The organism is Odoribacter splanchnicus DSM 20712, from assembly GCF_000190535.1.
GTDB classification, from domain to species: domain Bacteria; phylum Bacteroidota; class Bacteroidia; order Bacteroidales; family Marinifilaceae; genus Odoribacter; species Odoribacter splanchnicus.
In genome coordinates this window covers 3,420,661-3,446,652 of sequence record NC_015160.1, presented here as the reverse complement: position 1 = coordinate 3,446,652, position 25,992 = coordinate 3,420,661, and the positions used below count along the sequence as shown (strand labels likewise).

Genomic DNA, 25,992 nt, shown 5'->3' with positions numbered 1-25,992 from the left:
GACCCAATTAGGCAATCTGGCCTTTATGATCCTGATTTTCTTGTAATAAAAAGGATACCTTTTCCTGAAAGAGCAAAACTTTAATTCTCTGTTTTTTTAATCTTTGGTATATTATAGAATATTGAATATTTGTTTGACTTCAATCGGTGTAATATATTTGAAATGTAATATTCTGTAATAGAATTTTAATAAAATACATCAAGGTGCTGATTTTTTCAGGTGTGTCAAAATGCCATGCCTTTTTATGTTTTGTTTTATACGCAAAATAAATTGAAATTTTGTAAGGGGATTTGCGTTGAGTATTTCCCGGTAGGCTTCCTGCTGTTTTTATGCCCGGTCCTTTGGCCTGTCGACGTCTATTTAATAGGATCGACTGCAAGGTTCGGCGGTTTTATAGTTATTGCTTTATGGGTGGGGATGAAGATTCTCAGAAAACGGCAATTCAGATTAAATGAATTGGATTTGATATTCGGCTTATTCGTCCTCTATTACGGAAGTCGTATTTTGATAACCGACCGGGTATTTAATCCGAATGTTCCCCTTTATACCGTTATGCTGCTCCTGTTATATGTTTATGCAAGGAATATAAAGTCGGGCAATACATTTTTTATCCTGTTGTTTTTCGCAGGTGGGCTGCAAGGAATATGGTATATTTTACAAATCACGGATTTCCTGCCCTCCTACCATTATTTACTGAAGGGTACGGGATGTTTTTTCAATCCCTCTATACTCGCATTGTTTTTAGTACTTTCCTTTCTGGCAGGGATCTGTTCTTTCAAGAAAGAGTTCGGCATCGGGTGGAAGGTGTGCTGGTTGCTGAATTTTTTACTTTTGCTTTATGGTATACTGTCCATAAATTCCCGGGCATCCTGGATTGCTTTGGTTATGGGTATACTGTGGAAAGCAGCCCGGCAAAAATACCGGTATCCGAACTACTTGTCGTTTATACTACTGTCGGTCATTCTATTAATTGGAATCTATGCCGGATACCGGATGCGGCCGGACTCCGTGCAAGGCAGATTTTTAATCTGGCAGGTTATCGGAAGTAAACTGCCGGAAGCATTGTGGTGGGGCCAGGGTAGTCTCGAGGCTTTATATATGCCTTTACAGGCCGGATGGTTTAGGGAACATTCCGTTTCTGCTTATGCAAACGTTGCCGGAAATAATGTATATGCTTTTAACGAATTTCTCCGGATACTTTTTGAAACGGGAATTGCAGGTTTTGTTCTCTTTGTTCTCCTGATTTTTACCGGATGCCGTCACTCTTTCCGTGGAAATCAAAAATCCCGGGATGCGGGTTCCGTATTTCTGGCAATCCTGAGTTTCGGTTTTTTCAGCTACCCTTTTTCGATCGGTTTGATTATAACTATCGCTGTTGCTGCTTTGGCTGTAATTGCCGGAAATGTATCGTCTCCGGTCCTTGTAAAAAAGGGGAGATGGAAAACCGGGTACAGATTTGTTGCCGGCCTGTTCCTTCTTTCCTTACCGGTCTTTATCTGTTTTGAATACAGGCAGGAAAAGAGGGCGGACAGGCTTCTGTCAGAAGCACAATCGGATGTATCGGTTCTGACCGGAACAGGGATGATAAACTCTTACCGGTATCTGCAGGGAAATGCTGATTTTGTACTTTGTTACGGAAAGACATTATTCAATCACCGGCAATATGCGGAAGCCCTGCCGGTGCTGGAAAATGCCTGTGCTTTAAAACCATCCTCCCGGCTGGTGTGCGATTTGGGGATGTGCTATCAGCAGGCTGGCAGGAATGCAGAAGCTGAAAAGGCTTATCTCTCCGCTTCTTTTATGACTCCGGCCTATATAGTTCCGCATTATCATTTGTTCAATCTCTACCGGGCTGACGGCTCTCCCGGCCAGGCAGCCATACAGGCCGAATATATGTTGTCTATGCAAGTGAAAGTAGTCAATACCTCGGTTTTGCGGATTAGAAATCAGGCAAGAATTTTCTTACAGAATTATCGACCCAAAGAGTAAGACATATATGAGCAAATATTATTTTTTCTTTGTGTGCTGGAGTTATTTTTTTATCAGCTGTACGTCCGACTCACCATTGGAACAGGCATTGAGTAAAAGCGGGAAAAACAGGATGCAGCTGGAGCAGGTATTAAAACATTATTCTTTGCATCCTGCCGATTCGTTGAAATACCGGGCTGCCTGCTATCTGATCGCTAACATGCCGGGGCATGGCTGGTATGAGGGAGAGGCCCTCGATGTTTATAAACAATGGATCGATTCGGTTTACTGTGGACAAAGCTTCATTTTTAAAGCGACTTTGTACGAAGCATTCTTTCAACAACCCGGTGCAACGGAAGGGTTGGTGCGGTATGAAGATATCGAACAATTGGATAGTAATTTTCTGATTACTTATATCGATTCGGCTTTTCGTGCCATCCGAAAAAGACCCTGGTTAAAAAACTTGCTGTTCGGTCAATTGTGTGAGTATGTATTGCCCTACCGGGTTGGACACGAACGTCCCCAGCAACTTTTCAGGTTGCAGGATTCGATATTCCACACCGATATTGCCGATTTACTGAACTATGACGATATCGGCAACGAAGTGGCAACAGGCATCGGGTTGTCTCAGATTTTTAATGGCCGGATGCCCCGGGAGGCAAAAGTATTGTACCGGGGAAATCTTATCAACTATAATCTGACGGGATGTGTGAGCCTGGCTATGCTCAGAAGCTGGTTGGCCAGACTTACGCTGTGTCCGGTTGCTCTGGACCTGAATCCGGCTTTCCCGACCCGGAACGACAGACATTGCTGGTCGGTGATGATAGATAACAGACAGATGAACAGTATACAACGTCTCGCATTTGAGGTTAATAAACAGGGGAAGATTTATCGCCAGACTTTTACCCGTAATCCTGCTCCGGACACCGGTAAAAGTGAATACATTCCTCCTTTTTTCCGAAGTCCTTTTTACCGGGACGTGACTTCCTGCTATACCCGGGTGAAAGATGTCCCGGTGACACCCCTCAAACCGGTATCCGTTACCTATGGGTATTTGGGTGTATTCAATGACTTGAAATGGGAACCTGTCGCTTATGCCGGACTTCGGGAAGGACGGTTCCTTTTTAAAGATGTCGGGTGTGGTATTGTATATTTGCCGTTGATTTATCCGGACGGGGATGCCGTTGCCGTTTCTTATCCTTTTCTATTGGATTTGACCGGAAAAGTACAGCTGTTACGACCCGATACCACTCACCTGCTCACGTTAAAACTGAAACGGAAGTATCCTTCAAGGCTCATGCTAAGGTCGGCCAACCGACCGTTTTTGAATTCGGTGGTGGAAGCTTCCAATGATCCCTCTTTCCGACGGAAAGACAGTATCGGCGTGTTTAAATATATCTCCGAATTGCAATGGGCTGAAATAAAAACCGGTTCTTCCCAATCCTACCGATACTGGAGAATATGTTCCCGAAGGCCGTTTTATGTAGGTGAATGTGTATTATATAACGCGAAAGGGGAAAGTATAAAACCCCTGCAAAATGTTCCGGGATTCACCGCTTCTTCCCCTGCTTTCGATGATAATCCGATTTCTTATGCCTTTTCAGATCGGAATTACATTTTACAATGGGATATGGGCAAAAAAGTTTCCTTGTCGGGTATAGAGTGTTTATTACGTAACGATGGCAATAGTGTATATCCTGGCCATTGGTATGAATTGAATTATCATGACGGCTCGGGATGGTGTTCGCTGGGAGTAAAGGAGGCTACTGAAAGGTGGGTGGAATTCAGTGAAATACCTGCCAATGCCCTGCTATGGTTAAGGGATTTGACTACCGGAAAGGAAGAACGGATTTTTACTTATACGGATGGTAAGATCTGTTTTTGGTAAATGGAGTATGTTTTATTTAAAAAAAAGGAGGTGCTGATGAAAGAAAAAAAATGAATGAAGTGAGTAATGAATGAAATGTAAATTATTTATGAAAAGAAAAAAATTATTGATTTTCGGGATATTCTTATCCTTCTTTATTTCCTGTTCCGATGAGCTGGAACGAATACCTCCGACAACGGGAGAGGTTGAGTTTAAAGATTTTGGAATAAGGGATGCCCGTTATTATTTTGAAGAAAATGCCACCGATCTGGCTCCCTTACGCTTTACAGATCGGATAGCGGCGAAATCCTCTGCCTTGCCTGCAGTTGAATTGATTCCTGAGTGGGATAAGGCGATAGAGTCGGGGCATAGCGGTGTTCGTTTGGTTGAAGTGCCTCTTCAGTCGAATACTTTCAGTTTGTATGTAGAGAGCGTAATTAAGTCGGGCAAATTGCTTTATCAGAAGCGGGCCTTTACGCGCCGTCGTCTGGTTATAGCCCGTCGTAGCAGCGGAGAGACCGATATGTTTGTGATCACTTTGGTGCCATCTTCCGATGCCCGTGGAAATATCGGGAAAAGTTTGGAAAATTTTCGCTATCTTGGCGGCGGTGATTTTACCGGCCGGGTTTTCTGCTCCACGCTGGAAGGTGAGTTCGTGAAAGCCTTCGGTTATACGGACGGCTGTTTATCAGGCCGTTTGCTGGTCATGAAGCATTCAGAATTAGCCGGACATGCCGGAGAGGGGCAATATGATCATTATTCGACGATCAGGTTGGCGGAGGGGATGAAGACCAGATCAGGCACCTATCTTTTCGATGAAGGTGGCGGTGCCGGTTCGGGTTACTGTCCTCACGGTTACCCCGAGGGCCAGTGTCCGCATTATGGTTGCAACGATGAGGTTGTCGTTGTTGCCTGTCCGGATTGCGGTGCGATAAACGGTTGTTTTTGTCCGCGGTGTTTTTATTGTGGTCAGAAAGAGAAGTATTGTAGTTGTACCAGATGTGTCCGGTGTCAGCATAAAGTGTGGGAATGCACCTGTTACGAATACCCGGATCCCGACCCTGATCCGAATCCGGGAGGAGGCGGTGGTGGCGGAGAAGTGACGCCTGGAGGTGGTTCTTCTTCGTCGATGGGTACTTTATCCAAGGCTATTTTTAACAGTGCGTCCTCTCTGAGTAGCGCACAATGGAAAAAAGTCGAGGATGCCTTAGCAAGTATGAATACTGACTGTATGGGAGGAAAAATGATTGGTGCATTGAAAGACAAGAACATAACAATAGTTCATGATCCGAACATAAAAGCTAATGGCTTGTATAATCCGGGAACAAATCGAATGACAATAAAAGATTTTAATGAATCTGAGGTGACAGATCAAGATTTGGAAAGGACATTGTTCCATGAACTTTTACACAGTCTGCAGACGAATAATGAAGATGCAAAATTGAATCTGGAAATTGAAGCACATTTGGCTGTTTATAGGTATGCTGTAAGAAAAAAAGTACCTTTAGCCGATGCCATATTCAATATTATGATGCTGTTATCTGATACAATGGATAGTAAATATAATATAACAGATACCGGCTCCTATAATGATTTCTATCAAAGGGCGATCAATGCTTTTAAAAAAATAGATTTTTATAAAGATTTCCAAGAATCCCCTTCTGCCAGGAATATGAATACAAATAAAAATCTGGCAAAGACTTGTGAATAAAAAATGAAAGCCATGAAAACAAAAATGTTAATATTAGTATTTTTATTGGGCATAACCGATCTTTTTGCCCAGACACTTTATGTACCCGGGACAATAGTTAAGGGTAAAAATGCAAGCTACTATTGTTCTACTGAATATGAAATTCTTATTAAAGTGAATAATGTGAATAATGTGGATACTACTACAACCATGTATTACGATGATGGGACAGCTTTACCGAGTTATAAAGGGTTGGGTGGTACTATTGCAACTAAAAATGAAGATCTGGTTCGTGTATTTCAGGGAGCATTGACTCAAGAAGAAAGAGAGATGCTGAAAGGTAAAATTGGATATTTACTTATACTGAATATTGTCACAGATAAACAAGGTAACGCCCAGGAGATTACTTTTAAGTTTCGTAACAACGATCCGGTAATGACCAAATTCGACCCTGACCGCCTTTATCAATTGGAACAAAATTTGAAAAAAGTTCTAAAACTTAATCCAAGCAAAGCAGATAGCTCTATAAAGAATATGAAATATATACAAGCAATAAGCTATAAAGATCTGAAATAGATTAATCTGTTTCTTTAAAAAAGTGCCGGAAGAGTAAAATCTTTTGGCACTTTCTTTTTTGGGTATTCTGGGACGTGGTACTCTGGGACGGACCTTTCCGTCTTTTGACAATTTTGTCCATGAACACACCTTGATCCATCGTCGTCTGATAGTAGCCTGCCGTCGCAGCGGAGAGACCGATATATTTGTGATCACTTTGGTACCATCTTCCGATGCCCGTGGAAATATCGGGAAAAGTTTGGAAACTTTTCACTATCTTGGAAGCGGCGATTAATAAAGATTTCAAAGAATCCCCTTCTGCCAGGAATATGAATACAAATAAAAATCTGGCAAAGGATTGTGAATAAAAAATGAAAGCCATGAAAACAAAAATGTTAATATTCGTATTTTTATTGGGCATAACCGATCTTTTTGCCCAAACACTTTATGTACCCGGAGCCATTGTAAAAGGTAAAAATGCCAGTTATTATTGTTCATTTGAGAATAAATTATTAGTAAAAGTTAACAATATTAATAATGTGGATACTACTACAACCATGTATTATGATGATGGTACGGTTGTACCACATTATGTCGGGTTAGGCGGTACTATTGAAACTAAAATTGAAGATCTGGTTCGTGTGTTTCAGGAAGCGTTGACTCAAGAAGAAAGAGAGATGCTGAAAGGTAAAATTGGATATTTGCTTATAGTGAATGTTGTCACAGATAAACAAGGTAATACGTTGGAGATCACGTTTAAATTTCGTAATAATGACCCGGTAATGACCAAATTCGACCCTGACCGCCTTTATCAGTTGGAGCAAAATTTGAAAAAAATTCTAAAACTTAATCCAGCTATAGATGATAGTTCATCAATAAGGAATATGAAGTATTTTTTACCAATAAGCTATAAAGATCTGAAATAGATTAATCTGTTTCTTTGCAAAAGTGCCGGAAGATTAAAACCTTTTGGCACTTTCTTTTTTGGGTACTCCGGGACGTGATACTCTAGGACGGACCTTTCCGTCTTTTGACAATTTTGTCCATGAACGCACCTTGATCCATCGTCGTCTGATAGTAGCCTACCGTAGTAGTGGAGAGACCGATATATTTGTGATTACTTTGGTGCCATCTTCCGATGCCCGTGGAAATATCGGGAAAAGTTTGGAAACTTTTCACTATCTTGGAAGCGGTGATTAATAAAAATTTTAAAGAATCCCCTTCTGCCAGGAATATGAATACGAGCAAAAATCTGGCAAAGGATTGTGAAGCTAAAAAATGAAAGCCATGAAAACAAAAATGTTAATATTCGTATTTTTATTGGGCATAACCGATCTTTTTGCCCAGACACTTTATGTACCCGGAGCTATTGTAAAAGGTAAAAATGCCAGTTATTATTGTGCATTCGAGAATAAATTGGTAGTAAGAGTCTACAATGTTAATAATGTGGATACTACTACTATCATGTATTATGACGATGGAACGGTTGTACCACATTATGTCGGGTTAGGTGGTACTATTGCAACTAAAACTGAAGATCTGGTTCGTGTATTTCAGGAAGCGTTGACTCAAGAAGAAATAGATATTCTGAAAAGTAAAATTACATATTTACTTCAATTAGATATTGTCGCAGATAAACAAGGTAATACGTTGGAGATCACGTTTAGATTCCGTAACAATGATCCGGTAATGACCAAATTCGACCCAGATCGCCTTTATCAGCTGGAGCAAAATTTGAAAAAAGTTCTAAAACTTAATCCAAGCAAAGCAGATAGCTCTATAAAGAATATGAAGTATTTTTTACCAATAGACTATAAAGATCTGAAATAGATTAATCTGTTTTTTTAAAAAGTGCCGGAAGAATAAAATCTTTTGGCACTTTTTTTTTTGGGGTACACGCAGCGGAGAGACCGCTATATTTGTGATCACTTTGGTACCATCTTCCGATGCCCGTGGAAATATCGGGAAAAGTTTGGAAACTTTTCACTATCTTGGTGGCGGTGATTTTACCGGCCGGGTTTTCTGCACCACGCTGGAAGGTGAGTTCGTGAAAGCCTTCGGTTATACGGACGGCTGTTTATCAGGCCGTTTGCTGGTCATGAAGCATTCAGAATTAGCCGGACATGCCGGAGAGGGGCAATATGATCATTATTCGACGATCAGGTTGGCGGAGGGGATGAAGACCAGATCAGGCACCTATCTTTTCGATGAAGGTGGCGGTGCCGGTTCGGGTTACTGTCCTCACGGTTACCCCGAGGGCCAGTGTCCGCATTATGGTTGCAACGACGAGGTTGTCGTTGTTGCCTGTCCGGATTGCGGTGCGATAAACGGTTGTTTTTGTCCGCGGTGTTTTTATTGTGGTCAGAAAGAGAAGTATTGTAGTTGTACCAGATGTGTCCGGTGTCAGCGTAAATTGTGGGAATGCACTTGTTACGAATACCCGGATCCTGATCCCAAACCGAATCCGGGAGGCGGCGGTGGTGGAAGTGGTGGTGGAGAAACAAGTCCCGATACAGGAGAAGGAACGATTTTACCGGATATTGATCTGACAAATCAGGATCATTTTGTTGGATATGATGTTTCAGGGGATTGTATGGCAGGATGCCGGTCAATAATGGCTAATTATGGTGTTGCAACCGGAAGTTCTGCTAATGTATATCAGCTATTGTTTGAAAGAAATGGCAATCTGGAATATTATAATACTCAGGGTTATGAGACGGTTTATGATAATGCAATAAATTGCATAAACCGGCATTTGGATGCTAATCGTCCTATTATTGTTGGAGTGAATCATACTTTAGGAAGAAATGGAAATGAAGGAGCAACTGATCATTGGATTGTTATTGCGGGTAGAGGTTATGACACAACACAACAACAGTATTATTATACCTATATGGATACAGGACGTTATGCAAGTTCTGCTGCCGCTGCGTGTAGTACTATCGACAATAGATTATATTATGATTCAGATAATTATACATTTAGAGATGATGCTAATTATAATCAGCTTGCATTAGATGTAACTCAAGTCAGGCCTAATGATGGACAACATTTGAATGAAACAATTGCGCAACCAGCAAAACCTAATAAATAAACTAAAAAATATGAAAAAAGTATTTGCTCTTTCAATTATGTTGATATTTTCTTTTACTCTATACGCTTTGAATATTAAAGAGAAAATAGCAAGAATTCAGGGAACTGCATTGCCTTTTAATTGTACAAAAACAGCACCTTGGGGTAAAACTATTTATAATTTATCTAGTTCGGAATTGGGTTCCTTACCCTTACATACTTACAAGGATTTAGGTTTAACTGAAAGAACTACTTATGAAACTTCTGCTCGCATTTTCAGAAAATTCCAGACTAATAATAGAAGCTACATAGTTATTGCTTTAAGCATAGGTGAATCTGATCCTAATAAACAGTTATTAGCAACTTTTAATGAAGAGGGTACAGTTATTGATTTTCTTGAAGCAGGTGTTTATTTTATTACTTCTGAACGTTTATATATAAAACAATGGCGAATAAAAGAAGATTCAACTGTTATTATAACCCATCTACAGCTGATAGATACAGTTCCAATAATGTTCTATTCAAGTTTTAGTTCCGTTCAGGCACAACGTGTGGATACTTATTATAAAATAGATTCATCAGGAAAATTTCAAGAAATAAAACAAGTGAAATACCAGCCTCGAACTTATACAAAAACTTATTTGGAAGATAAAACCAAAAACCTTTGGGAAGGTAATGAAGCTCTGATGGAATGAAATCAGAATTAAGTTAAGTCGAAAGTGCCGGAAGAGTAAAACCTTTTGGCACTTTTAATATCATTCTCCAATCGTGATATATTTCTGATTTTGGCTATTTGGTTTATCAGGAATGGTCATTTGAAGTTTTGTACCGATAAACGGAGCAATGTATTTCTTACGTACCCATCTTCTATCATTCACTCCAAGCATTTCTGCTATTTCAACGATACTCTTCGGTGATTTACAAAATTCAAACACCTTATCTTGGGGTGTAATGATATTCGACTTATTCTGTATTTCGTTATGACTTGAGGTGAAATCATCATCACTTGGGGTGCGACTTGGAGTGTAAGAATCTTCCACTTGGGGTGCAGATGTTTTCACACCACCAATCAGTGAGTGCTTAAACCATATTGTGAGATTTACAAACGGTGGAACAACTTTGATTTCCGGAGTAGGAAGAGCCTGCTCTCTACAACTCTCCATAATAAGACCTATACCACGTCCCCAAGCTTCCATCGTGCCACGCCGATAGAATACATTTGCTATCGTAGGATTGGCTGGTAAAGAACCAATCTGTTCATTCACAAAGTCCTGCCATGCCATACCCGGAGAAAATGATCCCGGATTCTGGAATACAATACGGTCGTCATAAATAGCCAGACTTGGAATTATATTTTCGGCATTCCAGGAACGATGGTCGGACCAGGGGGTACTACTGCTCAATGCAACGCTTACCGTACGGGCCCACCAAGCCGGTTCGCACCAGAACAAAGGCTGGGAAACTTTCACCGATGCCGTTATCCGCAAGATCGCAGAAAAGAAAGAACACCTGGTATTCCTGTTGTGGGGATCCTATGCCCAACGCAAAGGCGCATTTATCGATACCGACCGGCACCTGGTGCTTAAATGCGTACACCCCTCCCCGCTTTCTGCCAACCGGGGCGGATGGTTCGGCAATCACCAGTTCAGCCGTACAAACCAATATCTACGGGAACATGGGTTGAAGGAAATCGAATGGTAGAGTAAGAGGCAAATATTCACAGCTCAATTGACACTCCCTCTGCCTGAATTTTATCAACTTGTTTCCGATGTTGCTTAGCTATAAATTTAGTTATTTTCTTTTAGTTTTTGAAATACTAAGGCTTCGATACGTGGATTAAATAGGGGATTCCCTGCCAAAATGACTTTATTATTTTCATCTAAAAGAAAGGTGTATAATACTTTGTTTGTTGGAATATGCGGATTGTATTGTGGAAGCACTATCTTTTGAGATTATAATTGAAATAATTCCTGTTTCAGTTTAACTGTACGAGAACAAGAAGTGATTGTTATCGTACATAATAGTAAATAACAAAAATGCTTTACCATAGTTATGATTGAATAGGTTGGCTATAAATCAAAATTCCCTAAATGATATTCATACTCATCATCCCGATAAATGACATAGCCCGTTTTTGAACTTTCATCAACAACAACCCGCATAATATTAACTTCCAAATCATATTGTCTTACAGGGCGTCCCTGCCAATCGAATACAGAAAGTTTTTCGATTCGGGTCTCTATGTCCTTTGTTCCGTTTAATGCTATATATATGTAATTATCCGTGGCATATACTGTCCTCCATCCTCTGATACTTTCCCGCCAAAGAGGAACCCCGTCTGCTTCATAAGTCGGTTCATAAATATAACTTGTATTCGAATGTGTGATCTTATTTTGCTGTATATTGAAAAACTCCAGAATGGCACCGCAATGCGTAAAATTCAGGAATTTTGTTCCATCCGGCTTTATGAGGACAGCTGAACAATAGAAATAGTAATTTTCCAATACTTTTTCCGGGGTAGTCTGGGTGGTGATTGGAGAATAGTAAGTACAGGAATCGACCAGGTTCAGGTCTTTATCGTATAAAGCAAAACGACTATATGCATTATAAGTTGTTAAATAATGATCGGGGTCTAATCTAAAGAAAGCAGTACTGGATAAGGGTTGTCGCAACCTTTTTTCTGCAATGTTTACTTTCCCCCAGGGAAGTGAGTCCAATTGAAAAATAGTTACTCTGCAGAGATAAAAATAGATTTAAATTTCAAATTTATACCGATATAATTCCTCGTTACCTTTTAATCCGTATATATAACGATGTTTTTCATCCACTGCAAAATAAATAATATTGTCGGGAATCCGGATTTTAGCTATAGGTGCTCCTTCCCAATTGAATACGTGAATTTCAGTCTCTCCTTCCGCATGAGAAAATAAATTATCTTTCTTATTAACATAAAGCGCGTAGATATATTCCGAAGAAACTTGTAATGACGAATAATACAGAATAAAATCTGATTCCGGCAAACGGGCTGTCTCAAAAATATCGATGGGAGGTTGATAAGACAAAGAAAAATTGGTTTTCATATCACTGGAAGATTGTCATCTAAAAACAAAATAATCCTGAGAAAATTGCACAGATAGGAACTCATCAGGGCCTCTGCCCTGAGAAAGGAATTTTCCCAAATATTGCCAATTGTCAGTCGAATATATTTCTAAAGGTAGTTTATTTACACTCATAAACGTACCTTTAAGGTAAACATGTGGCACGTGCATTTACGGCGAAAGCGTATATATGAAAAGAAGTATTCTTCCATTCTTCAGAAAGTGCAAAGTATACTTCCGCCGTTTCTTTGCTTTGGTGTAAAGGTAGCACACTGAAATAAAGTCCCTAAAAGATATGGTTTCCTATGCGTCCGGAAATATGCCTGAGCTTTGAAGAAATTACCCTTGCCATGATGTTTATATTTAGTTTCAAGGTTAATAATATGATAAAAAAAGTTTAAATTTCCAATATATTTTCAATTCAATACCGATTAAAATTGATGTTAAATTGGAGAAGAATTGGAATTGAATTGGAGTTGATACATACTAACTACATGGTAAATACCTTGTAACTGCATCTTTCGTAAAATAACGCAATAACCGCTCGAAAGGAATTCCGGCAGCGACGGAAACGACCGATTGTCTTTCATAATCGAGTGCACCCCGGATCTCGTCGATCACAGCCTCCACGCGCCAGGGTTTTACCGCGATAACTACTAAATCGGCTCCCTGAATAGCCGTCGGATTATCCTGTGATACGTTAAAACAAGCATCTGCCGATAATAAACGGTCGAGATTCGCCTGCATCAAATCCGTACAAGTAATATCCGAAGCATTGAACACGCCTCCCCTTACTAATCCCCGGGCGATAGCCCCGCCGATATTTCCGGCTCCGATAATCGTAATTTTCATAATCAGGAATCTGTTCCCATAATTTTCCGCTATCGTGTACGACGATTATTTGTTAAAACTTTTCAATACCCGATTGATACTTTGTGGATAATTTTCTACATTTGAAGCAAAATACAATTTTTAATATATAAGTTATGGTCAACTACAAAGATTTAGGACTGGTGAATACCAGAGAAATGTTTAAAAATGCAATGGCAGGAAAATATGCAATTGCAGCCTTTAACTTTAACAACATGGAACAGATGCAGGCCATTATCCAGGCAGCTGTCGAATGTAAATCACCGGTAATCCTTCAGGTTTCCAGTGGTGCCCGTAAATATGCCAACCAGACCCTGCTTCGTTATATGGCTCAAGGGGCTGTAGAATATGCTAAAGAGCTGGGTTTAAATATTCCGATTACCTTACATTTGGATCACGGTGACAGCTTCGAGCTTTGCAAAAGTTGTATCGACATGGGCTTTTCTTCAGTCATGATCGACGGCTCACATCTTCCGTATGATGAAAACGTAGCGCTGACCAAAAAAGTGGTGGAATATGCTCATCAGTTCGATGTAACCGTAGAAGGAGAACTCGGTGTACTGGCCGGCGTAGAAGACGAAGTGTCTGCCGAACACCACACTTATACCCGTCCTGAAGAAGTAGAAGATTTCGTTAAAAAGACAGGGGTAGACTCACTGGCTATCTCTATCGGAACTTCCCACGGAGCGAATAAGTTCAAACCGGAACAATGTACACGGAATGCCGACGGCGTATTGGTTCCTCCTCCATTACGTTTCGATATTCTGAAGGAAATTGAAAAACGTATCCCGGGTTTCCCTATCGTACTGCATGGATCTTCATCCGTACCTCAGGACAAAGTGGCTATCATCAACAAATACGGCGGTGCCCTGAAAGACGCAATCGGTATCCCGGAAGATCAGTTACGGGAAGCGGCTAAATCGGCTGTTTGTAAAATCAACATCGACTCCGACGGCCGTTTAGCGATGACTGCTGCTGTGCGTGAAATTTTCGCTACCAAACCGGCCGAATTCGACCCGCGGAAATACCTGGGCCCGGCCCGTGACTCACTGAGAGAACTGTATAAACACAAACTGACAGATGTACTGGGAAGTGCCAATACGGTAAAATAAATGCCTATCAAACACCGGCCGCCGAGCCGGTGTTTTTCTTTTCCACCGCCCCTGACATAACCATATCAGGCCCGGTCCGTATACAACTTCTCCCACGTTTTCAACGATTTATCCGCATTTTCACCTCCACTATTTTCATTGTCAATAATTTATTGTATTTTTGTCCCCCTAAAATTATAGATACACAAATGCGGAAATTAAGAAACATTGCCATTATTGCACACGTCGACCACGGAAAAACAACCCTCGTGGATAAAATGATTTTGCAGGGCAAACAATTCAGAGAAAACGAAAAACAAAGTGGAGATTTAATTCTGGATAATAATGATCAAGAACGTGAACGGGGAATTACTATCCTGGCAAAAAACGTTTCTGTTCATTATAAAGACTATAAGATAAACATTATAGACACTCCGGGCCACTCGGATTTCGGCGGAGAGGTGGAACGTGTATTGAACATGGCCGACGGCGTATTGTTACTGGTGGATGCTTTCGAGGGCACGATGCCCCAAACCCGCTTTGTATTGCAGAAAGCGTTGGGATTAGGCAAGAAAGCTATCGTGGTGGTAAATAAGGTGGATAAGCCGAACTGCCGACCGGACGAAGTGCAGGAAGAGGTCTTCGATCTGATGTTCTCCCTGGGAGCCAGTGAAGAACAACTGGATTTTAAAACGATTTACGGAAGTGCCAAACAAGGCTGGATGTCGACGGACTGGAAAAACAAAACAGAAGATATTACCGCCCTTTTGGACGCAATCATCGAAGATATCCCCGAACCCGAAGCAACCGAAGGAACTCCTCAGATGATGATCACTTCATTGGAATATTCCTCTTATATCGGGCGGATCGCTATCGGTAAACTGACCCGGGGAAAACTGAAATCCGGTATGCCGGTCACCCTTTGCAAACGAGACGGGGTGACACAGATCAAAAGCCGGATCAAAGATTTGATGTTGTTCGAGGGACTGGAAAAACAAAAGGTAGAGGAAGTAGAGGCCGGAGAAATATGTGCTATCGTAGGTATCGAAGGATTTGAGATCGGAGATACTATCGCCGATTTTGAAAATCCGGAAGCCCTGACCCCGATCGCTATCGACGAGCCGACGATGAGTATGTTGTTTACGATCAATAACTCGCCCTTCTTCGGTAAAGACGGTAAATACGTCACTTCACGCCACATCAAGGAACGGCTGGACAGAGAGCTGGAAAAGAACCTGGCCCTGCGGGTAGAACCGGGATTAAGCGCGGATTCATTCATCGTTTACGGCCGTGGTGTATTGCATTTGAGTGTTTTGATCGAAACGATGCGGCGGGAAGGCTATGAGCTTCAGGTGGGACAGCCGAAGGTAATCATTAAAGAAATCGACGGTCAGAAATGCGAACCGATAGAAGAACTGACGATCGATATCCCGGAAGAATTTTCGGGGAAAGCCATCGAAATGGTTACGAAGCGAAAAGGAGTCCTCAACAATATGGAAACCCGCGACGACCGTGTTCACCTGGATTTCGACATTCCTTCACGCGGAATCATCGGTTTGCGTAGCAATTTGCTGACGGCTTCGGCAGGAGAAGCCATCATTGCACACCGTCTGAAAGGATTCGAACCTTATAAAGGAGATATCGAAATGCGGATCAACGGTTCGTTGATCGCTATGGAAACGGGAGATACTTTTGCTTATGCTATCAACAAATTGCAGGATAGAGGGAAATTCTTTATCGAACCGGGCGAAACAGTGTATGCCGGCCAGGTGATCGGTGAAAGTACCCGTCCGGACGATATCGTGATCAATGTATGCAAATCTAAAAAACTGACCAATATGCGCGCCAGTGGGTCAGATGACAAAGTAAACATAGCTCCCCCTATTAAATTCAGTCTGGAAGAAGCATTGGAATACATACAGGAAGATGAATATGTTGAGGTAACCCCTCATTCCATGCGTTTACGTAAAATCATCCTCGATGAAACAGAACGGAAACGCCAAAGTAAACGTATTACCAGCGTAGAAGATTAAAAAAAGCCCCGGTCGGGGCTTTTTTTTACCACCAGTCCTCAGCCGGTGTTAAGCTCGTATAGCGGAATACGCCCATACGTTTAAACTTATCCGGATATTTAATCGGAATAATGTAGAAAGCACTATTTATTGTAGTAGAATTTTCATTATCCCAATCTATAACAAAAGGACTTTGGCTCAAATAATCCACACTCCGCAATAAATCTTCTTCCTGTCCATTTTTCACAGCACTGTTGTAAATATTCGTCGCATTATTTCCGTTACTCTGATGATGAGATACCGTGTATACATAATCAGCATCCCAATCTATCTTATCCCGCCATATCCCCACATATGCATTTCCGGCACTATTCTGATATTGAATGGTAGTATAGATATAACGAGGTTGCTGGCTTTTATCCGGGACCAGATAAATCCGGTAAGCCGTCAGGACGCGTTTACCATAAGTAGTCAGAATATTGCTCAATCTTTCATAAGCATCCTGTTGATCTCCGGAAGCGATTCCTCCCGGATAGGTGGAAGTAAGATTTAAGCCGTTAAACACAGGATTATCCCCACTACTGCCTTCTGCCTTGAAAAAATCAGCCACCGGTTCACGGGTAGTAAAAGAGTACTCATCCCCATAATTAGTTCCATATTCATTTATAACATACGTACGAACATAATACTTTGTCTCCGGTTTTAAAGGAAAAAGCATCAATGAATCGAATTCGGTGTGATCATTTCCAATACCCTCTGCTTTCAATTTATTATCAGCAATTGTCGGATGCTCAGCCATTCCCCAACAAACGCCGGCTTCTGTTACGGCTGCATTCAAAACACCTGTATTCAGGATCTCACCTCCGACATAAGCCCGGTGGGCAGTAACATACGCAGTCATCCGGGTTGTAATAGCCGCTTTATAACTTAAAGTTGCGACTACTTCTTCTTCACCATAAGTGATTCCGTTTTTATTTACGGCATAAGGCCGTACATAATATACAGAACCTTCCTGCAACTCGCCGACAGTCGTCGAAGTCTGTCCATCTCCTTCTCCCAGTTTCAGCTTATTGTTCTCGATCGTCGGTCCTGACTTAATCCCCCAAACTACACCATATTCCAGCACAGGCAGAGGAGTACCGGAAGCTATATTCACCGTAACTGTAAATGCAGTATTGGTAATATCTTTTACCTCCTCTATCTCTGCTTTCGGTGCTGTGTATTTTTCAGTGGTAAAGGTCTCACTTTTCGTATAGATTGTCCCCTCTGCATAAACGACATATGCCCGGCAAATGTAAGTTTCATTATCGGTCAATCCGTTTAAGATACCTTCCAAAAGTCCTGTTTTCCCTTCAACCTTCAGTTTCGTCGCATTTTCCAAAGCAGGTTCATCTGTTCCAGCTGATTGCAAACGATAAACGACACCTCTTTCTGTTATGTCCACCCCTCCGTCCGTAAACACCTGAGCCTGTACTTCTGCCGAGGTCTCCTTTATATTATTTATCCCCATCAGTAACATCGTAGGCCGTCCATGAGCCAATGTTACACAGGTTTTTTCTTCCCCATATTTAACACCATCGCTTGTTTCCACCCAAGCCCGGACATAATACTGTACACCTTCGGTCAATCCGGTTATCTCACTCCGGAATTCACCACGTCCGCTGCCATCAGTGGTATGTTTGTCTTTGACAGTCGGTTGGACATCAGTTGACCAACACACTCCACGATTACCAATCCCACTTCCCCCGCTGATCTCCCCTCCACAAACAGCCGTTGTATAACCAATCTCTTTTAATAATCCGGTCTTTATTGTCAGCGGACCGGTCACTTCATCATCATCTGAACAAGAAAACAGGATGCTTGACAAACTGACCAGTAGCAATGACCACAAAAATCTATATTTTTCCATAACATGTCATTTTATAAATATTTTACTATTGCTTTAACTGCCCGGCAAGATACATTTCCTCCCGGTCAGCCCGGAACATACCACCGATATTCCCTGTTAATCCCTGAGTCTTGTTTTCAGCCCAATCAATCTTAAAAGTATGAGGAATGATTTTAGATTTCTCTACATTTGCCCAGCTTTCACCTGTATCGTAATGTGAATATTCTAAACTACAAAAGAAATCCGGCAATTCTTTCATATACATTTCGTAGTAAAATTCATTCGTTGACCCTGTCTGTTCGCGATCCGTAAATGTTATCGTACCATCCTCATTCAAAGTATAGGGATATTGCCATTTTGCAGTAAAACTTTTCTGCGTGGAAGTATTTAAATATGTGATACCCAATTCCATAACAGGCTTACCAATAGTCGCATTCATCACAAACTTACAATACATTTCCTGAATAGCACGTGTCCTGCCATTCAAACGATTATAAGCCGGAGTATACACTTCACTCATAAAAGGATCCGTTAAAGTACCCACCATAGCTGAAGGATTCATATACAATTGGGAAAAGGTCTGATTATAACCAAAATTCAATGGATAGGGGGGAACCAGATTATCTACCAATTCATAAGTTTTATCATTAATTTCAACCTGATATTTATTTCCTATCCATTTCATACCATCCACTTTCATACCATTAATTTCTGCAGGTTCAAAGAAATAAACATTACTTTGCGCATTTTCCTGGGTTATTCCCTGAAAATCCAGATAGGAACCGACAGCAAGCTCTGTCAATACCCCCTCTTCATCTACATAAGCAAACTCCGTTTTCCTGAAATTCGGACGCATCAGGTATCTTTTCCCATCGACTTCAACCGTCGGAAATTTATTGGAATTCAGGAATTCATCATGATGTTCAATCACTTTTTTCAATCCTCCCTGTACAACTTTCTCTGCCTCTTCGGGAGTAGCCCGGTCCATCCGTGCCAGACGACCATTATAATTCCCAATCAGATTAATTCCTCCATTATCAGTATCTACGATCCGGAATTCAAAATCGGAAATCAACCCCTCAGAATTACTTCCTCCGTTATTCGCCCCCTGAGGATCCGCCAAAATATGTAAATAACTATAGGTATCGAATATCAAGGAAGGAGCTAGCAAAGCTTTCAAACGCCACGAAGAAATACAGGGAACAACAGAAGTCTCCCCGGCTTTGCTGAAAGTTGCATCCATATCAGAAAGCATACCTACCCGTTCATTCTCTTCAAACGACATCCACAGCCGGTAAGCTCCGTCTTTCTTTGTATCCACAGCCAGAAACCATCCGTTAGGTGCAGAAAATAAGGCTTCCCGGTATTCATCGGCAGTTGCTTTTAACCTTTCGTCAGGAGTCTGGGTAAAAATATTGTCCTCTGTTTTATCACAACCAATAAACAGGACTATAATGAAGAAAAAAAGATATCTGTTCATAGGGATAAAATTTACTGTTTATAATCATCACTTGTCACATAGTCGATTGCTTCCTGAACCAGAGTAACCAATCCCTTTTCTCCATCCTGATCGTAGAAATTGATTCCCCAGATATCTTTCAGATAGCTTACCACAATTGTTTCCTTCTGCCGGAGAGCTTCGGAAGGATCATATGCGAAATCTAAAGCTGAAGTCGCATTCAGATACAATTCTTTAGCCCGGGCCACTTTTTTCTCATACCATTCCGGCCCAAATACTGCAATCCGCGCGATCATTTCTACGAAATCCTCATCAGGCCCGGCACAGGCATAACTGCTGACATATCCCAGTTTCAAGGCTTCCTCTTCACTCATATTGTTCCAGGAAGTCGTATATCCACCCGGGGTAATGTTTTTAAACTCTTCGGGGTACAAAATCGTTTGGTGCAAAGTATGCCCAAATTCATGATGGACGGTTTTCATGATCTGCTGAATCAAATCGCGGTCTTTCAGATCGAACCAATTCAGACGGTACAGCACAATCTTTCTTCCTCCTTCAGCTTCACCCAAAGTGATAGTCCCGGTATTCGGATTATATTTCGGACTACCCACGAGTACATATTTTTTAGGTGAATAGGAACGGATGAAATTGGCTCCAGCCAATTGTTCATAAGGTTTAATCCAGATCTCCTGCACCACTTTCATAACAGAAACCACCAATTCTTCTTTAATCGGTACCAATGTCCGGTTCAGGTCAAGCTCCGACTGATCCCAGCGATATTTCACTTCCATATTGTAAGGACGCGTATAATTATCGATAATCCACTCGTCGATTTCATTCAGAACATACTCATCGCCTCCCAAACCATTCAAATACTGGTCGGGCACAAATTTGTCTTCAGAACACCCCCACAGCATCAGAGCTGCGGCTATGCCGGCAAAATATTTTAGTTTTCTCATAACATCTTTCTCATTTACCATTGTCTACTCAGAAAATTACTTCGGGGATTTAACTGTACATCTGCCAGTTCAGCAGTTTCAGGCAACTGCAACAACCAACGGTCATCGCCCGGATAAAGGGTATTACTGTCGCCCTCTTTCGTAGTATGGGTGATAGGAATCCGATAGCGCATCATATCCCACCAACGGAGTCCTTCCCACATAAATTCATTACGACGGAAATCGAGTATACAAAGAATCAATGCTTTTTTCACATCGCTCCAGGAAGCAGAACCATAAGCATTATATTTTTTCATAAAATGATCTTCGTTTGACAAAGCCGCATTATAAAATTTAACTACAGTCTGTTCTGTAATCACATGCTTTTCTTCATTATAATTCTTGATCCTCTGCCGGCAGAAAATATTCAGATCTGCAAGTGCCTTCTCATAATCCTCCAGCATTACATAAGCTTCCGCCCGGTTCAGTAACACCTCTTCGTTCCGGAAAGTCGGGAAGATCGTATAAATTATCCCGGAGGAAGCGTTAATATCTGTCTTGATAAACAATTCATAATATTTGGGTACATAATAGTTATCCCCACTATACCAGTTGCGATAAGCCCATTGACCTCCTGTCACATTCAGAGCCGAACTGGTCAGCGTCTGTTCCAAATCCGATTTCACACAACCATATCTCCAGGTATTGGCATAGCGGGACATCCGGGATGACATTTCCGTCAACAACAGGTTAGAGGTATTATCCGACTTGGTATAGGCTATTTTCACATCACTGGAACCAGGCGCCACAGCATAGGTAGTTAACCAAGGCTGAAAATTGTTTTTTGCATAAATATTTGCATTATCTCTATCCGAAACATTTTTCGCCCCTTCCTGGCCGACAAATACGGATGGCATAGGGAACACTTTACTGGCATAAGTAATTACTTTTCCCCAATCTCCTTTGTAAAGATAAAAACGCGAAGCATAAGCATTGGCAGCAGCCCGGGTAAAATGATACCGGGGAACGGTATAAATCGCATCTGATCCCAATTTATCAATGGATTCAATCAGATCTTTTTCAATTTTTTCGTAAGTTTTAGCTACAGTTTCACGGTCATATTTCGCCAAAGCCACTGTTTCCGGTTCCGTTACATAAGGAACACCGGGACTACTATTGTCACTATCTTTATCATAGAACTTAGCAAACAAAGATACCAGCATAAAATGCGAAAACGAACGGATCATTTTTGCTTCAGCGATATAGGGTTCCTGCTCTTTCGGAGCCCCCATTTCTTCTGCAGCTTTCAGGGCATGATTCACTTCAGCGATACTGTAGTAAAACTTTCTCCAGAACCAGGTTGGAGTATCCTGAGTCTCATCCTCTACATCCCGCCAGAAAAAAGGATCTGTATTCGAATTATTTTCTTGTTTACCAGAACCTTTATCAGTCACAAAATCTACACGGGAATTCAGCATGGCAGCATAGGAAGCTTTAGGATAAGCATCGGCTACCAGTTTTGCCAACTTTTCGGTAGTATTGATCTCTGTCCGGTCATCGGGAACCACATCCAGGAAATTGTTACAACCAGTTAATAGTACCAATCCCCCAACCGCTATATTTCTAAAGTATTTCTTCATAATCATATCATTTAAAAACCAATATTCAAGGCAATCGTAAACTGACGGGAAAGTGGCTGAGCCACACCTCCGGTATTATAAAACTCAGGATCCTGTCCGTTCAGCTTTTTATCTGCATAAATCAACCAAAGATTAGAACCGGCAACAGTTAGGGACACATCACTCAGAACTTTAGTTCTCTGCAAATAATGTTTAGGAACTTTATAGGTCAGCGAAATAGTTTTCAGACGTATAAAGTCACCTTTAGCCACCCGTTCCGTTGAGTAGTTATAAGAATTATAAGGGTATTTACTTTTAAAACCGTCAGCTGTTAACACATCGACAATAGAAGGCACGTTGGTATATTTTTCATCCCCGGGTTGCATCCAACGGTCAAAAAAGACACTCGACATTGCGTCCAGTTCGCTATAGCTGGTCTTAAATGCCGGAGCCAGACGGATTTTATTGCCGGCTTGGAAAGTGAGGAACACATTCAATGAAAGATCTTTCCAACGGAATGTATTCGACCATCCTCCGGTATACTCCGGATCAATCGGTCCCTCATACTTCAGATAATCCAGATTTGTACTCTGGAAATAAACTGAATTAGCAATCACTCCGCTCTCATTGATAAACAGAGGAACGCCTGTATCGTGCTCCAATCCCTTATACTGAATAGAAAACAAGCTCCCCACGGGATATCCTTCGCGGTTCCCACCACTGGCATTGATCATATTATAAATAGAAGGCATGTTCTTGGAGTTTGTAATTTTGGTTGTCGTATACCCCAAGGTCAGGTTTGATTTCCAATTCCAGTTTTTTGTACGGATAGGGGTAACACCGATAGCCAAATCATAACCCCGGGATTCCATATCGGCATAATTGGCATATTTATAAAGCGTACCTCCGATAGCTGAATTCTTCAAAGAGGCAATCAAATCGAAACTATTTCTTCTCCAATAGTCAAAGATTACATCCAGACGCCGGTTAAACAAACCGATATCAATTCCCAAGTTGAGCACATGTCCCTTTTCCCACGTTAATTCAGAGTTTTCAAGTGCTTCCAGAGTAATTACCGATTCGATCTCATTACCATAAGGACGTTTGGTATTTTCATTGACAAACTTAGCAGAAGCAGAAGCGGAAGAATTCATAGAAGCAGTCAAGCCATAAGATCCACGCAACGACAATTGATCGATCCATTCGGTAGATTCCATGAAATGTTCATTACTGATATTCCATTTGGCACTAACATTCCAAGTCGGTAACCAACGGGCACTACGATTGCTTCCCAAAGCATTTGTTCCGTCATACCGGACTGTTCCGGAAAAAATATAACGGGAATCAAAACCATAATCGGCATTAAAATAGAATGCAGCAAAACGGTCACGGGTAGTTCCCATTCCATAATAATCAAAATTACTTTCGATCATCATTTTCATAATCCTGTAATCCACAGTGACTTTCCCCCCTTCATTGTATTGATAACCGTAACCGGTATTTGAAAACTTCTGGCGGTCAGCATATTTCACCTGCACACCCGCAATCATATTCAGATCGTGCAAGCCGAATTTTTTATTGTATTTAAAAGAGTTGCGGACATCATAACTGGTTAACTGATCTTCGGACCGGTTATAAAAACCACCATAGGGTAATACAGATATGGCTTCTGCTTCCGGATGTTCAGGATCTTTGTATAAAAATTTATTTTTAGCACGGATGGTTGAAGTATAATCAGCCCGGTAGGCTTCTGCCATATTCGAATTTTCAGTAATCATATGTTCCCGGTCGGATTTTACATAACGCACAGCTCCCATAAACTCATAGCGGAGTCCTTTAATGATTTCCCAACCTAATTCCAATTGTGCCTTTACATCCACCATTTTCAAATGGATGGAGTTGTTCTGCAATTCATTGATAATATTGAAAGGGGCATAATTCCGGGTAAAAAATTCCGGATTTCCAGCCTCATCAAAACAGGTGAGTACACGGCTGGTATTTAAAGCATAGCTAAATGGATTAATATCGAAATTCCGGTCATAGGAGCCTTCCACCGTATTACTCCGGCGGGACAAAGATCCCGGAGCTTTCTGATCCCGTAGTGACCCTATCAATTGTACGCCTAAATCCAAATTTTCAGCCAATTTATAATTATTGCGAAGATTTGCGGTATAACGTCTCACCTTATCAGCCACAGTCCAGCCCTCATCATTCAGAAAACTCAGAGAAGCATATGAACGGCTACGCTGGCTACCTCCTGAAATGCTGATGGAATGCTCCTGTTGCAGCGAATTCCGGAATAAAATTTTAAACCAGTCAGTATTGGCATTGGCATAGTGTCTCAAAAATGCATTCCTGGCTTCCCGGGTATTTTCCAACTGAAACTTTCCGGTTTCCGGATCAAAGGAATTAATCATTTTATACATTTTTCCATACACTCCGGAATTCGACGCATTCACCAAGTCCGAATTCAAAAACCCTTTTCTTTCAAGCTCAGCATATACAGACATCTGATCACCGGAATTCATAATGTCATAATCAGCATAAGTAGGACGAAGTTGCACGGTAAAATTTCCGGAATAGCGGAAAACAGGGCGCCCTTCAGCCCCCCGCCGGGTAGTTACCACCACCACCCCATTCATAGCCCGGGCTCCATAAAGCGCTGTCGCAGCAGCATCTTTCAGGATATCAATACTTTCAATATCATTGGCATTTAAACCTGCCACTGCCGATCCCAATAAGGTCGTAGGATCGCCACTGGTCAAATCATCATTACTAACACTTACAATGTCTTCATGTACAATCCCGTCAATCACCCACAAAGGCTTATTCTCACCCGACAAAGAGGTAGCACCACGCACACGCACTTTCGGGGCAGCACCAAAAGTTCCGGACACATTCTGTATACTCACACCAGCGACAGCCCCTTCCAGCATACGGCTGACATCCATTACCCCCTTCAGTTTGATGTCATCCTGCTGCAATTTAGTTGAAGAACCGGTAAAGGTAGTCTTACTGATACTCCGGTAACCGGTTACAATAACATCATCCAACACCTTTTCTTCGTCTTCCAGCACCACATTCAGCGGAGCATCCGAACTTACAGTCACCTCTTTATTCAACATTCCCACAAATGAGAAAACCAATACAGGCGACTTCACCACAGGGCTCTCAATTATAAATTTACCATTGATATCAGTAGCGACTCCAACAGATGTTCCTTTCACCAATACATTCACTCCCGGTAAAGGCTCTCCCTTTTTATCCTTGACAGTTCCCGTAATTTTCCTCTTCTGAGCCTGAGGAGTTGTGGGAGTACCCAATTTACTTTCCGTAACAATGATCAGATTGCCAGAAAGTTCATACTGATAACGATCGCCTACAATTCTCTTCAAGGCACGTTCAAGTTCTTCTTCTTTGAAAGACAGGGAAACTCTCTTTTCAGTATCTATGCTTTTAACATTGAAAAAGAAAAAATAATTGGTCTGCTTTTCCAGCTCCTTAAAGACATCTCCCAGTCGCTCATTCTGACAATCGAGCGAAACCCGGATATCCTGTGAAAAACCTCTGGCATTTACTTTGATTAGAAATACCAAACACAAAATCAGCGTTAATTTCATAACACGCAATGTTTTTTGGGGCAATTGCCGCTGATGTACAACAAAAAATTGTTTTTTTTTCATAAGTTTGTATTTGAAATCCAACATCTCCCGTTATTTCCGTCCAAAGAGTAACGGGACGTTATCTTCCGGTGATTGTGTCCAGCAATCGCCGGTTTTTATTTTGATTAAAAAAGGGTCCTTTATTTAAGTTGAATTGAGTGAAATCAAATGAATTCAAATAAAATCGGGTAGAAACCACAAAT

At 41.3% G+C, this 25,992-nt stretch carries 21 protein-coding genes and 1 pseudogene; 13 read left to right on the top strand and 9 right to left on the bottom strand.

The genetic code is table 11. From position 1 onward, the window contains the following. Nucleotides 1-417: 417 nt before the first annotated feature. From ODOSP_RS14545 to ODOSP_RS14500, 10 genes are all read left to right on the top strand, one after another. The gene (locus ODOSP_RS14545) at nucleotides 418-1,989 is read left to right on the top strand and encodes an O-antigen ligase family protein (RefSeq protein WP_157741854.1); all 1,572 of its coding nucleotides are present in this window, start codon (nucleotides 418-420) and stop codon (nucleotides 1,987-1,989) included. Between the two features lie 7 nt (nucleotides 1,990-1,996). After that, complete coding sequence (locus tag ODOSP_RS14540) at nucleotides 1,997-3,856, top strand: hypothetical protein (RefSeq protein ID WP_013613056.1); 1,860 nt, start codon at nucleotides 1,997-1,999, stop codon at nucleotides 3,854-3,856. Between the two features lie 88 nt (nucleotides 3,857-3,944). Then, complete coding sequence (locus ODOSP_RS14535) at nucleotides 3,945-5,546, top strand: hypothetical protein (RefSeq protein ID WP_013613055.1); 1,602 nt, start codon at nucleotides 3,945-3,947, stop codon at nucleotides 5,544-5,546. Between the two features lie 12 nt (nucleotides 5,547-5,558). Continuing rightward, nucleotides 5,559-6,101 carry a hypothetical protein gene (locus tag ODOSP_RS14530; RefSeq protein WP_013613054.1) on the top strand — a complete coding sequence of 181 codons (543 nt, stop codon included), beginning with the start codon at nucleotides 5,559-5,561 and terminating at the stop codon, nucleotides 6,099-6,101. Between the two features lie 43 nt (nucleotides 6,102-6,144). Further along, the gene (locus ODOSP_RS19780; protein WP_148233366.1) at nucleotides 6,145-6,375 is read left to right on the top strand and encodes a hypothetical protein; all 231 of its coding nucleotides are present in this window, start codon (nucleotides 6,145-6,147) and stop codon (nucleotides 6,373-6,375) included. 85 nt (nucleotides 6,376-6,460) lie between these two features. After that, nucleotides 6,461-7,006, top strand: a complete 546-nt coding sequence (locus ODOSP_RS14520; protein ID WP_013613053.1) for a hypothetical protein — start codon at nucleotides 6,461-6,463, stop codon at nucleotides 7,004-7,006. Between the two features lie 43 nt (nucleotides 7,007-7,049). Further along, complete coding sequence (locus ODOSP_RS14515) at nucleotides 7,050-7,280, top strand: hypothetical protein (protein WP_041556904.1); 231 nt, start codon at nucleotides 7,050-7,052, stop codon at nucleotides 7,278-7,280. Between the two features lie 87 nt (nucleotides 7,281-7,367). Continuing rightward, nucleotides 7,368-7,910, top strand: coding sequence for a hypothetical protein (locus ODOSP_RS14510; protein WP_013613052.1), 543 nt, complete (start codon nucleotides 7,368-7,370; stop codon nucleotides 7,908-7,910). 100 nt (nucleotides 7,911-8,010) lie between these two features. Further along, a complete protein-coding gene (locus ODOSP_RS18965; RefSeq protein ID WP_157741853.1) occupies nucleotides 8,011-9,174 on the top strand; it encodes a hypothetical protein in 1,164 nt (387 codons plus the stop codon). A 10-nt stretch (nucleotides 9,175-9,184) separates the two neighbouring features. Further along, entirely contained in the window at nucleotides 9,185-9,847 is a 663-nt protein-coding gene (locus tag ODOSP_RS14500; protein WP_013613050.1) for a hypothetical protein, read from the top strand. Nucleotides 9,848-9,907: 60 nt separating this feature from the next. On the opposite strand, the gene ODOSP_RS14495 is transcribed toward ODOSP_RS14500, so the two are convergent. Beyond that, nucleotides 9,908-10,621, bottom strand: a complete 714-nt coding sequence (locus ODOSP_RS14495; protein WP_228026238.1) for an ATP-binding protein — start codon at nucleotides 10,619-10,621, stop codon at nucleotides 9,908-9,910. Between ODOSP_RS14495 and ODOSP_RS14490 the strand changes: the two are divergent. Beyond that, nucleotides 10,524-10,853: pseudogene (locus ODOSP_RS14490) on the top strand (uracil-DNA glycosylase); the annotation flags it as partial. The gene ODOSP_RS14495 and the pseudogene ODOSP_RS14490 sit on opposite strands and share 98 nt — an antisense overlap. Before the next feature lie 368 nt (nucleotides 10,854-11,221). Here the strand turns inward: ODOSP_RS14490 and ODOSP_RS14485 are convergent. The 3 genes from ODOSP_RS14485 to ODOSP_RS14475 form a co-directional block, all read right to left on the bottom strand. Further along, on the bottom strand, nucleotides 11,222-11,869 hold the full coding sequence (locus tag ODOSP_RS14485) for a BF3164 family lipoprotein (RefSeq protein ID WP_013613049.1): 648 nt from the start codon (nucleotides 11,867-11,869) through the stop codon (nucleotides 11,222-11,224). Nucleotides 11,870-11,905: 36 nt separating this feature from the next. Then, nucleotides 11,906-12,232, bottom strand: a complete 327-nt coding sequence (locus tag ODOSP_RS14480) for a BF3164 family lipoprotein (RefSeq protein WP_041556893.1) — start codon at nucleotides 12,230-12,232, stop codon at nucleotides 11,906-11,908. A 504-nt stretch (nucleotides 12,233-12,736) separates the two neighbouring features. Then, the gene (locus ODOSP_RS14475; protein WP_049782929.1) at nucleotides 12,737-13,102 is read right to left on the bottom strand and encodes a pyrroline-5-carboxylate reductase family protein; all 366 of its coding nucleotides are present in this window, start codon (nucleotides 13,100-13,102) and stop codon (nucleotides 12,737-12,739) included. A 134-nt stretch (nucleotides 13,103-13,236) separates the two neighbouring features. On the opposite strand from ODOSP_RS14475, the gene ODOSP_RS14470 reads away from it, so the two are divergent. Together ODOSP_RS14470 and typA are read left to right on the top strand one after the other, a co-directional pair. After that, a complete protein-coding gene (locus ODOSP_RS14470) occupies nucleotides 13,237-14,232 on the top strand; it encodes a class II fructose-bisphosphate aldolase (protein WP_013613047.1) in 996 nt (331 codons plus the stop codon). A 188-nt stretch (nucleotides 14,233-14,420) separates the two neighbouring features. Further along, nucleotides 14,421-16,244: a translational GTPase TypA gene (gene typA / locus ODOSP_RS14465; RefSeq protein ID WP_013613046.1), complete on the top strand. Its 1,824-nt coding sequence runs from the start codon at nucleotides 14,421-14,423 to the stop codon at nucleotides 16,242-16,244. 25 nt (nucleotides 16,245-16,269) lie between these two features. On the opposite strand, the gene ODOSP_RS14460 is transcribed toward typA, so the two are convergent. From ODOSP_RS14460 to ODOSP_RS14440, 5 genes are read right to left on the bottom strand one after another with little or no spacing between them, the layout of a single operon-like run. After that, nucleotides 16,270-18,132, bottom strand: coding sequence for a fibronectin type III domain-containing protein (locus ODOSP_RS14460; protein ID WP_013613045.1), 1,863 nt, complete (start codon nucleotides 18,130-18,132; stop codon nucleotides 16,270-16,272). 25 nt (nucleotides 18,133-18,157) lie between these two features. Then, nucleotides 18,158-19,591, bottom strand: a complete 1,434-nt coding sequence (locus ODOSP_RS14455) for a DUF4302 domain-containing protein (RefSeq protein WP_013613044.1) — start codon at nucleotides 19,589-19,591, stop codon at nucleotides 18,158-18,160. 11 nt (nucleotides 19,592-19,602) lie between these two features. Beyond that, on the bottom strand, nucleotides 19,603-20,529 hold the full coding sequence (locus ODOSP_RS14450; protein WP_083813784.1) for a putative zinc-binding metallopeptidase: 927 nt from the start codon (nucleotides 20,527-20,529) through the stop codon (nucleotides 19,603-19,605). 14 nt (nucleotides 20,530-20,543) lie between these two features. Next, complete coding sequence (locus ODOSP_RS14445; protein ID WP_013613042.1) at nucleotides 20,544-22,148, bottom strand: RagB/SusD family nutrient uptake outer membrane protein; 1,605 nt, start codon at nucleotides 22,146-22,148, stop codon at nucleotides 20,544-20,546. Between the two features lie 11 nt (nucleotides 22,149-22,159). Further along, a complete protein-coding gene (locus ODOSP_RS14440) occupies nucleotides 22,160-25,810 on the bottom strand; it encodes a SusC/RagA family TonB-linked outer membrane protein (protein ID WP_228026213.1) in 3,651 nt (1,216 codons plus the stop codon). Nucleotides 25,811-25,992: the final 182 nt, after the last annotated feature.